The sequence below is a fragment of the Streptomyces durhamensis genome (genome assembly GCF_000725475.1).
In the GTDB taxonomy this organism is placed as follows: domain Bacteria; phylum Actinomycetota; class Actinomycetes; order Streptomycetales; family Streptomycetaceae; genus Streptomyces; species Streptomyces filipinensis.
Genome location: NZ_JNXR01000034.1, coordinates 23,124 through 36,259 on the forward strand (window position 1 = coordinate 23,124; position 13,136 = coordinate 36,259).

At 73.3% G+C, this 13,136-nt stretch carries 7 protein-coding genes; 6 read left to right on the forward strand and 1 reads right to left on the reverse strand.

Annotated features, from left to right (window positions below):
• Positions 1–13: 13 nt before the first annotated feature.
• Positions 14–2,551 (reverse strand): ATP-binding protein, encoded by a 2,538-nt coding sequence (locus IO33_RS0135955; RefSeq protein ID WP_031172973.1) that lies wholly within the window; start codon positions 2,549–2,551, stop codon positions 14–16.
• Between the two features lie 265 nt (positions 2,552–2,816).
• Here IO33_RS0135955 and IO33_RS0135960 point away from each other — a divergent pair, with 265 nt between their 5' ends.
• Genes IO33_RS0135960 through IO33_RS0135985 form a run of 6 tightly spaced genes read left to right on the forward strand, consistent with a single transcriptional unit; the run spans position 2,817 to position 13,131 of the window.
• A complete protein-coding gene (locus IO33_RS0135960) occupies positions 2,817–5,096 on the forward strand; it encodes a TOMM precursor leader peptide-binding protein (RefSeq protein ID WP_031172975.1) in 2,280 nt (759 codons plus the stop codon).
• Positions 5,097–5,116: 20 nt separating this feature from the next.
• The gene (locus tag IO33_RS0135965; RefSeq protein WP_051927154.1) at positions 5,117–6,658 is read left to right on the forward strand and encodes a SagB family peptide dehydrogenase; all 1,542 of its coding nucleotides are present in this window, start codon (positions 5,117–5,119) and stop codon (positions 6,656–6,658) included.
• A gap of 33 nt (positions 6,659–6,691) precedes the next feature.
• Positions 6,692–7,528 carry an HlyD family efflux transporter periplasmic adaptor subunit gene (locus IO33_RS0135970; protein ID WP_031172979.1) on the forward strand — a complete coding sequence of 279 codons (837 nt, stop codon included), beginning with the start codon at positions 6,692–6,694 and terminating at the stop codon, positions 7,526–7,528.
• A 13-nt stretch (positions 7,529–7,541) separates the two neighbouring features.
• Complete coding sequence (locus tag IO33_RS0135975; protein WP_031172981.1) at positions 7,542–9,827, forward strand: NHLP family bacteriocin export ABC transporter peptidase/permease/ATPase subunit; 2,286 nt, start codon at positions 7,542–7,544, stop codon at positions 9,825–9,827.
• The gene (locus IO33_RS0135980) at positions 9,824–12,781 is read left to right on the forward strand and encodes an NHLP bacteriocin export ABC transporter permease/ATPase subunit (RefSeq protein WP_051927155.1); all 2,958 of its coding nucleotides are present in this window, start codon (positions 9,824–9,826) and stop codon (positions 12,779–12,781) included. Before IO33_RS0135975 ends, IO33_RS0135980 begins: the two co-directional genes overlap by 4 nt.
• 14 nt (positions 12,782–12,795) lie before the next feature.
• Positions 12,796–13,131: a YciI family protein gene (locus IO33_RS0135985; RefSeq protein WP_031172985.1), complete on the forward strand. Its 336-nt coding sequence runs from the start codon at positions 12,796–12,798 to the stop codon at positions 13,129–13,131.
• Positions 13,132–13,136: the final 5 nt, after the last annotated feature.

The following is a 13,136-nucleotide window of genomic DNA, read 5'->3' on the forward strand; positions in this document are numbered from 1 at the left end:
TCGGCAGGCGGCGTCACAACGCCTTGACCGCCGCTGCCAGTTCCGGGCGGCCCTTGATGGCCAGTTTGCGGTAGATGCGGCCCAGGTGCGTGTCGACCGTGCGCTTGCTCAGGCACAGGCGCTCGGCCGTCTCCAGGTTGCTGAGGCCCTGCAACACCAGCTCCGTGACCCGGCGTTCGCTCGGTGTCAGGCGGACCGGTGCCGCCGCGGTGCGGCCGATCGGCGGGAGGTGGTCACTCGCCGCGGGGTGCGACGCGGTGCCCGCGGCCGGCTCCGCGACGATGGTCCGGGCGGCGCCGGGCTCGCCCATGGCCTGGTAGACCTGTGCGGCATGGCTCCGCCACGGGATGCAGGCCGGATTGGCGATGCCGCGCGCCGCCAGCTGGTGGCCGCACTCCAGGAAGAGCCGCAGCGCCTCGCTGTGGTCGCCCCGTGCCATGGCCGCCAGACCGGACGCCTCCAGTACCAGGCCGCGCAGCAGCGGGTGGGCGTCGGCGGGCGGCTCCGGCAGGTCGGGCCGTGCGCAGGTGTCCCCCCGGCGCACCGCGAGCCGCAGCAGCATCGCCGTGGCGGCGGAATGCAGCGCGGGCGCGTGCACACGCTGCTCGGTCAGTTCCCGTGCGGCGCGCGCGTCCTCCTCGGCGGCGGTCAGATGCCCCCGCCGCACGGCGATGTCGGCGCGGGCCAGCAGGGCCAGCGTCAGCTCGGCGGGACGGTTCCAGCGCTGTGCCGAGCGGACCGCGCGGGCGGCCCACACCGCGGCCTCGTCGAGCCGGCCGCACCAGGCCAGCGCCATCGCCGCGCCCAGGACGCCGGGACCCGCGTCCGCGGCGGGCGCCGAGCGGACACAGCGCACCGCCAGCCGTACGGCCCGCCGGTGGGACCGGCCGCCGGCGGCCGTCATGACCGCGAGGGTGCCGAGGAACGCCTGGGCCGCCGGATCGGCCGGGCCGCAGGCGAGCGCCTGGACCGCGCGGCGCAGCCCCGCGCGATGGCCGGCCAGGGCCGCCTGCGCGCTGACGGCGAGCAGCAGTTCCCTGGGCGGCTCAGGAAGCGCGGCGAGCGCCCCCGCCGTCTCGGCGAACGGCTCCGACGCCGCCGTGGAGGCGAGCGCCAGCACCGGTCCGCCGAAGGGCAGGAGGTTGCGCGCCCGTTCCAGCGGGTCGGGCGCGGCCGCCGCCGTGGCCACCAGGCAGCGGGCCGCGGCCGGCAGGTCGCGATGCAGCTCCACCGCGCCCAGTTGGACGGTCATCTGCCGCAGTACGTCCTGCGGGGCCGGTTCGGCCAGACCACGCCGCAGATAGCGCGCGGCCATGTCCCAGCCACCGCTCTGCGCGGCGTTCCTGGCCGCGGCCCGCAGCACCGGCAGCGCCCAGTCCAGCCCGGTGGAACCGGAGCTCAGCAGGTGTTCCGCCGCCCGGTCGGCCGGCGCGCCGAGCCTGACCATCAGCTCGCCGGCCCGCTCGTGCAGGGTGACCAGGGTGCCGGCCTCGGTGCCGGACAGCACCGCGGTGCGCACCAGGTCGTGGCGCAGCGCGCCCGGTGCTTCCGGCTCGACCAGACCGCTGCGGGCCAGGGCCGCCCGTGCCTCGTCCGCGACCAGATCGCCCTGGCCGGCCAGCATGGCGGCATGGGCGGGCGGGACCTCGGGACCCAGCACCGCCAGGGCGGTGAGCAGGTCGAAGGCGGTGGGGTGGCGTTCGCGCAGCCAGGTCAGCGCGGTGTCGGCGAGGGTGCCCGCCGCGATCTGCCGGACCGTCTCCGGATCAGGTGCACCCGGGGAGATCCGGCCCGCGGCGAGCCGTGCCGTCAGTTCGGCCAGGATCAGCGGATTGCCCTGGGAGACCGCGTGGCACAGTGCGGCCAGCTCCGTGTCGACCGGCGCGCCGAGGCCTTCGGCGAGCCGCTCGGTGGTGCAGCTGTCACACAGCGGCTCCGGGACGAGGACGGTGGTGTGCGCCAGGGCGCCGAGTTCGGCGGTGGCCCGGTGCCCCGCGTCCGGGTCGACGGTGGCGATCAGCAGCACCGGCAGCCCGTCCAGCCGCCGGGCCAGATACGTGCACCAGTGCAGCGACTGCGGGTCGGCGAGATGAAGGTCGTCGATGGCGAGCAGCACCGGGCGGCGGCTGCTGAGATCACGGGCGGCGTGGAACAGCTCGTCCAGTACCGCGTGCCTGCCGCCGGACGCCCCGAGCGCGCCCTCGGCGCTCCCGGGAATCGCCTCTGCTAATTGCTCGGAGAAATCCACGAGCGGCGTTCCCTGCTGCGCCGATCGGTGGGTGAAGGGGTCGAAGAGCTGCCGTACCACGCCATAGGAGAAATCCTGCTCATGCGCGTGGCACCGGGCGCGCAGCGGCACGGCGACTTCGGCGGCGCGGAGCGTCATGGCGCGCAGCAGCGCGGTCTTGCCGGTACCTCGTGGTCCGCTGACGAGCAGAACCGAAGGGCGGCCCGCGGCCAGGTCCGCCAGAGCCGTTTCCAGTGCACCCAATTCCCGTTCGCGGTGCGGCAGGCGGTTGGTCCCCGCGCCCGCCGTCGCGGCTGTCGCCATCTGGTCCCCCAACATTCAGCCTTGGCGTCCACAGTGTTGGCCGGATCACGACTATGTGTCAACGCGGAATAGTTGATTCCGCGAATACGTATCGGCGTACGTATATCCCTGCCTGGCAATACTTCAGTGCGCCGGATACGTACACCGGGATACGCGGATACCGATACCGAATGTGCGGTATGTACAGCTGTTTTGACCTCGTGTTCGAATGGGCCGCCGATCGTCGAATCGGCGACGCGCCCATGAACTTCCGGGGGGATCCCATATGGAGCGACCGCGCCTGAAAGCGCATTTCCGGACCGAGGTGGTGGACGGATCCAAGGTCTTCCTGCTCGGCGAGGGCCAGGAATTCCTGGTCCAAGGGGCCGCCGCGGTCCATGTGCTGCCGTATCTGGACGGCCGGCACACCGTGGCGGAGATCCTGCAGAAGCTGAGCGGGACGCTGTCGCTCGGTCCCGCGCTGACCGCGCTGCGCCGCTACGAGGTGGCCGGCCACCTCGCCGAGGGCCGCCCCGACCTGCCGGACGCGGTGCTCGCCTACTGGGACGCCCAGGGCGTCGACCCGGCCCGGGTCGCCGACGCGGCGAGCCGTACCGAGGTGCTGGTCACCGTCGCGGGCGCGGCCGAGGCCGCGCCGGTGGTGCAGGCTCTGGAGGGAATGGGGCTGCGCGCCCGGGAGGTGTCCCACGCCGAGGCCCTCGCCGCGGGGCCGGACACGCTGACCGTGGCCCTGGTGGACGACTACCTCGACCCGCTGCTGGAGCGGCTCAACCGGGCCCGCCTCGCCGACGGACGCCCGTGGCTGCTCGCCCGCCCGACCGGCACCGCCCCCTGGCTCGGCCCGCTGCTGCGGCCGGACAGCACCGGCTGCTGGGACTGCATCCGCCAGCGGATCAGCGGCAACCGCCAGGTGGAGCGCTATCTCAGCGGAAAGCGCGGGGAGAGCGTCCCGTACCAGCCGGCCACCGCCGCCGTCCCGGCCGGCCCCGCGGCACTGGCCCAGCTGCTGGCCGTGGAGCTGGCGAAGCTGCTGGCCACCGGCGCATCCGAGCGGCTCGACGGGCGCATGATCAGCCTCGACCTGCCGGCGCTCGGCACCGACGAGCACCTGCTGATCCGCCAGCCGCAGTGCCCGAGCTGCGGCGACCCGACGCTGATCAGCGAGCGCAGCCCCAAGGTGACGCTCACCGCGAGCCCCGCCCGGCACACCACCGACGGCGGCTACCGGGTGCAGGCCCCGCAGGCCACCTACGACCGGCTGAAGAAGCACATCAGCCCCCACCTCGGTGCCATCACGAAGCTCGGCGCGCACGAGGAGACCGGCAACGGCATCACCTTCAGCTTCACCGCCGGGCACAACTTCGCGATGGTCAACGACAACATGGACCTGCTGCGCCGCAACATGCGCGGCCAGAGCGGCGGCAAGGGCCGCTCCGAGATCCAGGCCAAGGTCAGCGCCGTCTGCGAGGCCATCGAGCGCTACTCGGCGGTCTGGCGGGGCGAGGAACGCGTGGTCCACGCCGCCTACCAGGACCTGGACCCGGCCGTCGCGCTGCACATGGACGAGCTGCTGCTCTTCTCCGCCGAGCAGTTCGAGCACCGGCAGGAGTGGAACGCCAACCCCCTGCACCGGCTGCACCTGGTGCCCGACCCGTTCCGCACCGAGCTCGACCTGGACTGGTCCACCGCCTGGTCGCTCACCCACGAGACGGAGCGCCTGGTCCCGGCCGGCTACGCCTGGTACGGGCACCCGGACATGGCCCGGCACTTCTACTGCGTCAGCGACTCCAACGGCTGCGCCAGCGGCAACACCGTCGAGGAGGCGGTGCTGCAGGGCTTCTGCGAGGTCGTGGAACGCGACGCGGTGGCCCTGTGGTGGTACAACCGGCTGCCCCGGCCGGCCTTCGACCTGGACTCGCTGAACGACCCGTACGTCGCCCAGATGCGTGCCTTCTACGCCTCCATGGACCGCGAGCTGTGGGTCCTGGACATCACGTCCGACCTGGGCGTGCCCACCTTCGCGGCGATCTCGCGGCGGGACCACGAGGTCGAGGACGTGATGGTCGGCTTCGGGGCCCACCCCGACCCGAGGATCGCCGCGATCCGGGCCTTGACCGAGGTCAACCAGTTCCTGCCGTTCGTCGACCGCAGGGACGAGCACGGAGCGACGGTCTACCGGACCGACGACCTGGAGACGCTGGCCTGGTGCCGCGAGACGAAGGTGGCCGAGGAGCCCTGGCTGCTGCCCGACCCCTCGGTCCGGGCGTCGACCGTCAGCGACTTCGCCCCGATGGTCGGCCACGACCTCGCGGGGCACGTCGCGGACTGCGTGGCGCGTGCCCGTGCCTGCGGGATCGAGGTCATCGTGCTGGACCAGAGCCGCCCCGACCTCGACCTCAGCGTGGTCAAGGTGATCGCCCCCGGCATGCGGCACTTCTGGCGCCGTACCGGACCCGGCCGGCTCTACGACGTACCGGTCCGCCAGCGCTGGCTGGACGCGCCGCGGACCGAGGCGGAGCTCAACCCCAAGAACGTCTTCTTCTAGAGCCCGCTGGAGGGGAACCGATGACGACGACCTCACAGCGCCCCGCGCCGGACCGCACGGACACCGCACCCGGCGCGGCACGGTGGTGGCTGAGGCTGCGCAGGGACGCGGATTTCGCACCGGCCCGTCCCGGCGGTGCGCTGCGGATCGCGGCGCCGTTCGGCACGCTCGACCTGGGGGAGCCGCCCTCGGGGATCCGCGCGGCGCTGACCGCGCTGGCCGGCGGCGAGCGGCCCGAGGAGGAACTGGCCGCAGCCGTCGCCGAGCGCGACGGCGAGGCCGGACTGCTGCGCTGGCATCTGACGGTCCGCAAGCTGGACGGTCACGGCCTGCTGGAGCACGCGCTGCACGAGGAGCACCGGGAACACCAGGACGGCGCCGGGCACCAGCCGGGCCGGCCGCTGGCGCGGCTGCGCGTGGTCGGCCGCGGCGCGGGCGCGCCGGGACCGGCGCCCGACCCCGCGGCGCGGCTGCGGCTGTCCCGCTTCGTCACCGCCACGCCGCAGGACGGCGTGCTGGTGCTGCGGGCGCCCGGCAGTCCGCTCGCGGTCGAGCTCGGGCCGGCCGCAGCGGTACTGCTCGCGGCACTGACGGACTGGACCACCCCGGCCCAGCTCGCCCACCGGGACGGCGGACTGCCGCTCGACACGATGCGGCAGGCGCTGCGCCTGTTCACCGCGGCCCGGCTGCTGGACCAGGACGGCCCGGACCGCGAGCACCCGGAGGAGCGCCGTACGGCCCAGTGGTCCGCCGCCGACCTGGCCTTCCACGCCTACACCCGGCTGCCGGGCACGCAGGCGGCGTCCGGCGGCACCTATCCGGGCGCGGCCAGGTTCGCTCCCGAGCCCGCCTCGCCCCCGCCGTTCACCGGCGAGCGGATCGCGCTGCCGGTACCGGACCTGGAGCAGGTGGCGAAGCGCGAGCGGCCCTTCGCCGAGATCCTGGAGGACCGCTGCTCGATCCGCGACCACGACGAGCGGCCGCTGACCCTGGAGCAGCTCGCCGAGCTGCTCTACCGCACGATGCGGCAGCGCGGGACCTTCGTCGGAAGCGACGGCCAGGAACTGGCCGACCGGCCGTTGCCCAGCGGCGGCGCGGTGCACGAACTGGAGGTCTACCCGCTGGTCAGCTCCTGCGCCGGGCTGGCGCCGGGCCTGTGGCACTACGCGTCCGACCGGCACGAGCTGGAGCTGGTCGCCGAGCCCGGGCCGGCCACGGCGGCGCTGCTGACCGCGGCCAGGGAGACCTCGCTGATGACCGAGGACCCGCAGGTGCTGCTGCTGATCACGGCCCGCTTCGGCCGGGTGATGTGGAAGTACGAGGCGGTCGCCTACCCGCTGATCCTCAAGCACGTCGGCGTGCTCTACCAGAGCCTCTACCTGGTCGGCACCGCGATGGGGCTCGCCACCTGCGGGCTGGGCGGCGGGGACGCCCAGGACTTCGCCGCGGCCAGCGGACTGGACTGGCTGACCGAGGGGACGGTCGGCGAGTTCGTGGTGGGCAGCCGGCCCCTGACACCACGTCAGGACATCGGGGTGCCCCGAGGAGAGAACCGGAGATGAGACGCCGATGAGGCGCGAGGGGGGAGAACAGCGGTGAAGTTCCGCTTCAAGGCGCTGCAGCGCATGCGGGAGCCGGACGAGCTGGACACGCCGACGCTGCTGGCCGCGCCGCGCGGCTGGATCGCGCTCTTCGTGGTCATGATCACCATGACCGGGGCCCTGCTCTGGGTCTTCGCGGGGCGGCTCCCGATCAGCGTCGACGCACCCGGGCTGCTCACCAGACCCGGCGGGACCGGGCTGGTCCAGAGCCCCTACGCGGGTGTGGTCCAGGAGGTGCTGGCCAGGCCCGCGGACACGGTCGCCCAGGGCCAGCCGCTGGCCCGGGTCAAGGACGCCGCGGGCAGGGCCAGGGTGGTCAGCAGCCCGTTCGCCGGGCAGGTGGTCGGCCTCCCGGTGGACAAGGGGCAGGTGGTCCGGCCCGGCACGACGGTGGCGTCCGTCGAACGCACCGACGGTGACACGGCCACCGGCGGCGGATCCGACCCCGACGCCATGGTGGCGATGGTCTTCGTGCCCTCCTCCCGCGCGGCGGGGCTGGCGCCCGGCGAGTCGGTCGACCTGTCCGTGTCCACCGCCCCGGCCGGGACGTTCGGTCTGCTGCGCGGCCGGATCGAGTCGGTCAGCCCCTACGCGCTGACCCGCGAGGCGGTCGCCGGACTGGTCGGCGGCGACCTCGCGGCCCACGCCTACGCGGGCAGTTCCCCACCGCACCTGGTGGTGGTGCGCCTGCTGCGCGCCGAGGGCACACCGACGGGCTTCGCCTGGACCTCGGCGAGCGGACCGCCCGGCCGGCTGAGCACCCAGGTGTCGGTCACCGCGACCATCAACCTGGGCCACCAGACACCCTTCGACCTCTTCCTCGGCCGCTGAAGGGGGCACCAGCATGACGGACACCCTTGCCCGGAACGGTACGGCGCAGCCCACCCCGGAGAAGAACGGGCCGGCCGCCGCGCCGCCCGGTCGCCGCCGGCGCCGGCGGCGCGCACCGGCACAGCGCGGCTGGCGCCACTCCGTGCCGACGGTGCTGCAGATGGAGTCGGTGGAGTGCGGCGCCGCGAGCCTCGCCATGATCCTCGGCCACTACGGCCGCCATGTGCCGCTGGAGGACCTGCGCAGCGCCTGCGGGGTCTCCCGCGACGGAGCCCGCGCCTCCAGCGTGCTGCAGGCCGCCCGCAGCTACGGCCTGGTGGCCCGCGGCTACCAGACCGAGGCGGACCAGCTCAAGGACCTGACCGGACCGGTCATCATCTTCTGGGCGTTCCAGCACTTCATGGTCGTCGAGGGCATACGCAGCCGGTACGGCCGTACCGTCGTCGCCGTCAACGACCCCGCCAGCGGCCCCCGGCTGATGGACTGGGAGGAGTTCGACTCCGGGTTCACCGGCATCGTCCTGTCCTTCGAACCCGGCCCCGACTTCCAACCCGGGGGCAGCAGGCCGGGCATCGGCCGGGCCCTGCTGGAGCGGCGGCTGCCCAGCGGCCGTGCCATGCCCCTGGTGCTCATGGCCAGCGTGCTGCTGGTGCTTCCCGGCATCGCCGCGCCCGCGTTCACCCGCGTCTACATCGACCAGGTGCTCTCCGGGAACAGCCCCGGCTACCTGGTGCCCCTGCTGGTGGCGATGGCCTTCACCGCGCTGGCGGTGTTCGTCCTCACCTCGGTCCAGCGGCACTACCTGCTGCGGCTGGAGATCCGGATGGGGCTGGTCAGCTCCGCCCGCTTCTTCCGCCATCTGCTGCGCCTGCCGGTCGACTTCTATCTGCAGCGCCGCCCGGCGGAGGTCGCCAAACGCGTCTCCGGCAACGACACGGTCGCCGAGATCCTCTCCCGGGACTTCGTGCTGACCGTGGTGAACCTGGTCCTGGTGCTGTTCTACGCGGTGCTGCTGATCCGCGACGACGTGCTGCTCGGGATCATCGGGGTCGGCATGGCGTTCCTCAACGTCGTCGTGCTGCACGCGGTCTCCCGCTCCCGCACCGACGCGGTCGCGGCGCTGCGCACCGACCGCGGCAACCTCACCGCCACCACCTTCACCACGCTGAGCCTGATCGAGACGGTCAAGGCGACCGGTGCCGAACCGGATGCCTTCAGCCGCTGGGCCGGGTTCATGGCCAAGGTCGTCACCGTCAAGCAGAAGCTGGGCGTGCCGACGGCGGTGCTCACCGTCATCCCGCCGATGCTGGCCGGCCTCAACAGCGGGCTGATCCTGCTCGTCGGCGGCGGACGCGTGGTGGACGGCGCGATGAGCGTGGGCCTGCTGGTCTCCTTCCAGACCCTGCTGGTGGCGCTCAGCCGCCCGGTCACCCAGCTCACCAACCTGGGCGGCCGGCTCCAGGACATCACCGCGGACGTCAAGCGCCTCTACGACGTGGAGCGCTACCCGGTCGCCGACTGCTTCTCCCGCCCCGACCCGCCGGCCCAGCCCCGGCTCGACGGGCGGCTCGACTTCGAGCAGGTCCGGTTCGGCTACAGCCCGCTGGGCGAACCCGTCATCAAGGACCTGACCCTGACCGTGGCACCCGGCAGCCGGGTGGCCGTGGTCGGCGGCTCCGGCAGCGGCAAGTCCACCCTGGGGCGGCTGCTGACCGGCCTGTACACCCCCTGGTCGGGCCGGATCCTGCTGGACGGCAAGCCGCGCGAGGAGATCTCCCGGACCGTACTGGCCTCCTCACTCGCCTATGTCGACCAGGAGGTCTCCCTGTTCGAGGGCACCGTCAGGGACAACCTGACGCTCTGGAACGACGACGTGACGGACGAGGAGGTCTCCGCGGCGCTGAACGACGCCGCGGTCTTCGAGACCGTGATGACCCGGCCGGGCGGTATCCACAGCCTGGTGCAGGAGGGCGGGCGCAACTTCAGCGGCGGCCAGCGGCAACGGCTGGAGCTGGCCCGCGCGCTGGCCGCCCAGCCCACCCTGCTGGTGCTGGACGAGGCGACCAGCGCACTGGACCCGGAGACCGAGCGCGTGATCATGGACAACCTGCGCCGCCGCGGCTGCGCCTGCCTGATCATCGCGCACCGGCTCTCCACCGTCCGTGACGCCGACGAGATCATCGTGCTGCACCAGGGCGAGATCGCCGAACGCGGCACCCACGACGAACTGCTGGCCATGGGAGGCCGCTACGCCGCGCTGATCGAATCGGCCCGGCGCGAGGAGGAGGACGAACTGTGAGCACTCCCGTGACCGAGACCGCCTCGGCGCTGCACCCCTTCTTCACCGACGCCGCCACGCCCCGCACCGACCGGCACCTGGTCCTGGACGACCCCCGTCGGGTGCTGCTCGTGGCGCAGGGCGCCGTGGACCTCTTCGCGGTCCGGCTGGAGGCGGGCACGCCGGTCGGCAGGTGGACCTTCCTCTGCCGGATCGACGCGGGCACCCTGCTGCCGGGCTCCCCCACCGGCCCCCGGCACGGCATCGTGGCGCGTCCGGTCCAGGGCGCCCGGGTCGCCCTGCTGCCCACCGGGCACCTGGAGAGCCTCTCCGGCGACGGCGACGGCGACAGCGGCAGCGGCGGCGAGGCGGACCGCGGCCTCGGCCCCCGGACCCGGCAGGAAGTGGTCGAGCAGTGCGTCGTGGGCCTGGAGCGCGGCATCCGCGCCCTGGCCGGATCACTGCGCGACGGTCTGCCGCCGCGCGAGTTCCTCCCGCTGAACCCCGACGACACCACCGAACTGGCCAAGAACCAGGCGCTGCGCTCGGTCGACGGGGTGCGCTGGGTGCGGATCGAGTCGGGCGCCGTCGAGATGCCGGACGGGATCGCCGGCGAGCTGACCGCGGGCGAGCAGCTCTTCCTGACCGACCACGACTGGCTGGTGGCCCGTGGCCCGGCCCGGGTCAGCGCCTGTTCGCCGCGCGAGCTGCTGGCCCAGGGCCGGCTCTGGGAGCAGCTCGCCCGGCACAGCGGGCGGCTGCTGTTCACCGTGGACCGCCGCGTGGAACGCCAGCGTGCCCAGGAGCAGCGGCTGTTCACGGCGCGCAGCGAACGCGACGCGGGCACCCTGGAGGAGTCCGCACGCGGCTTCGACACCGTGCTGCGCGACACCGCCTCCCGGGTCCGGATCGCCGACGCCGCGGCCGACCCGCCGGCCCTGGCCGCCGCCCGGCTGGTCGCCTCCCAGCTCGGCTTCACCGTCAAGGCCCCGGTCGCCGGATCCGGCCACGACCGGCACCTGGACCAGCTCCAGGCGATCGCGCTGGTCTCCGGGGTGCGCACCAGGACGATCCGGCTGGAGGGCCGCTGGTGGCGGGGCGACCTAGGCCCGATGGTCGGCTACCGCAAGGGCGGCGACGCGGTGGCGCTGCTGCCGGTCGGCGGGCGCTATGTGCTGGCCGAGGCCGGGACGGTGACCCCGCTCGACGCGAAGGTGGCGGACGGGCTGGAGAACCGGGCCACGGTCCTGTACCGGCCGCTGCCGAGCACCGTCCGCAGCGTCGCCGGGCTGCTCCGCTTCGGAGCGCGCAACAACCGGCGCGATCTGTCCATGTTCGCCGGCATGGGCGCGCTGGTCGCGCTGATCGGCCTGCTGGTCCCGGTGATGACCGGAAAGATCCTCGGCACCTTCGTGGAGCACGCCCAGCGGAACCTGATCGTCGAGGGCTCGCTGGTGGTGATCGGCTCCGCGCTCGCGGTGGCCGCGCTCTCGGTGGTGCAGAACATCGCCGTGCTCAGGATCGAGAGCCGCTCGTCGGCGGCCATGCAGGTCGGTGTCTGGACCAGGCTGCTGTCGCTGCCCGCCTCCTTCTTCTCCGGCTGGTCAACCGGTGAGCTCGGCACCACGGTGCTCGGCGTCAGCGCCGCCCAGGAGACGCTCTCCGGCATGATGACCACGGCCACCCTGGGTCTGCTCACGGGCCTGGCCAACCTGGTCCTGGTCTACTTCTACGACCTGCGGCTCGCCCTCCTGGCCACCGCGCTGGTGCTGTTCGGCGGGATCTTCGCGGCCGTCGCCGGACGGTTCGAGGTCCGCTGGCAGCGGCGTCTGTACGCACACGAACAGGCCATGTCCTCCCGGGTCTTCCAGCTGCTCACGGCGGTACCCAAGCTGCGGGTGACCGCGGTCGAGGACCGGGTCTTCGGGTCCTGGGCCGGACACGTCGCCCGGGGCCGCAGCCTGGCCGCGTCCTCGCGGCGCGTGCAGAACCTGGTCACCACCTTCAACGCCGGCTTCCCGCTGGTCTGTTCGACCATCGTCTTCGCCGTGGTCGGCGGACCGCTGCGCGGGCAGGTGTCGATCCCGGTCTTCCTGTCCTTCTTCACCGCCTTCAACCTGCTGATCGCCTCCAGCCTGCAGTTCACCTCCGCCGCCGTCACCGCGATGGGAGTGGTACCCATGCTGGAGCGGCTGCGGCCGATCCTCCAGGAGGCACCGGAGACCGACGAGACCAAGGCCGAACCGGGCGACCTGTCGGGCCGGGTGGCGCTCAGCCACGTCTCGTTCCGCTACGGCCACGACGGGCCGCTGGTGCTGCAGGACGTCACCCTCCAGGTGGAACCGGGCGAGTTCGTGGCGCTGGTCGGGCCGTCGGGCAGCGGCAAGTCGACGGTGCTGCGGCTGCTGCTCGGCTTCGAGCGCCCCGAGTCGGGAACCGTGCTGTACGACGGCCAGGACCTGGCCGAACTGGAGCTGTCCGCGGTGCGCCGGCAGTGCGGGGTGGTGCTGCAGCACGGTGCGCTGCTGGCCGGCGACATCAAGGCCAACATCGTCGGAAGCACCCAGCACACCGTGGACGACGCGTGGGCGGCGGCCGAGATGGCCGGGATCTCCGAGGACATCGCGGCCATGCCGATGGGCATGAACACCGTGCTCTCCGAGGGCACCAGCACCCTCTCCGGCGGTCAGCGGCAGCGCCTGATGATCGCCCGGGCGCTGGTCTCCCGCCCTCGCATCGTCTTCTTCGACGAGGCCACCAGCGCCCTGGACAACCCGACCCAGCGACTGGTGACGGAGAGCACCCGCCGGCTCAAGGCGACCCGGATCGTCATCGCCCACCGGCTGTCCACCGTCGCGGAGGCGGACCGGATCGTCGTACTGGACCAGGGGCGGGTCGTGCAGCAGGGCACGTACGAGGAACTGCTGGCCGACACGGAGGGGTTGTTCGCCCGGCTGGCCAGCCGTCAGATGTGAGACAGGGAGGGCCCATGGAATACGCGCTGCTCATCTACGGTCCCGAAGTGGCCTGGGACCGGATGGCCGAGGAGGAACGCGAGGAGCGGTTCGCCGCCAACCGCGCCTTCGGCCGGTCCCTGTACGAGGCCGGGGTGCGGGTCGTCTTCGGCGCCCGCCTGGCCCGGCCGGACTTCGCGGGAGCGGGCGAGCGGGCCGGCGAGGGCCTGCCGGAGGTCGGCGGGATGTGGCTGATCGACGTCGGCTCCGACGACGAGGCCCGTGCCTGGGCCGAACGGGTGCCGCTGTTCGGCGGGAACCGTGTCGAGATACGCCGCTGCGACCGCCCGCGCGCGGACGGGAGTGGCTGAGCCTC

Excerpts from the sequence above, each read along its gene's own strand:
- IO33_RS0135955 (WP_031172973.1), bottom strand. The coding sequence starts at position 2,551 with ATGGCGACAGCCGCGACGGCGGGCGCGGGGACCAACCGCCTGCCGCAC.
- IO33_RS0135960 (WP_031172975.1), top strand. The coding sequence starts at position 2,817 with ATGGAGCGACCGCGCCTGAAAGCGCATTTCCGGACCGAGGTGGTGGAC.
- IO33_RS0135965 (WP_051927154.1), top strand. The coding sequence starts at position 5,117 with ATGACGACGACCTCACAGCGCCCCGCGCCGGACCGCACGGACACCGCA.
- IO33_RS0135975 (WP_031172981.1), top strand. The coding sequence starts at position 7,542 with ATGACGGACACCCTTGCCCGGAACGGTACGGCGCAGCCCACCCCGGAG.
- IO33_RS0135985 (WP_031172985.1), top strand. The coding sequence starts at position 12,796 with ATGGAATACGCGCTGCTCATCTACGGTCCCGAAGTGGCCTGGGACCGG.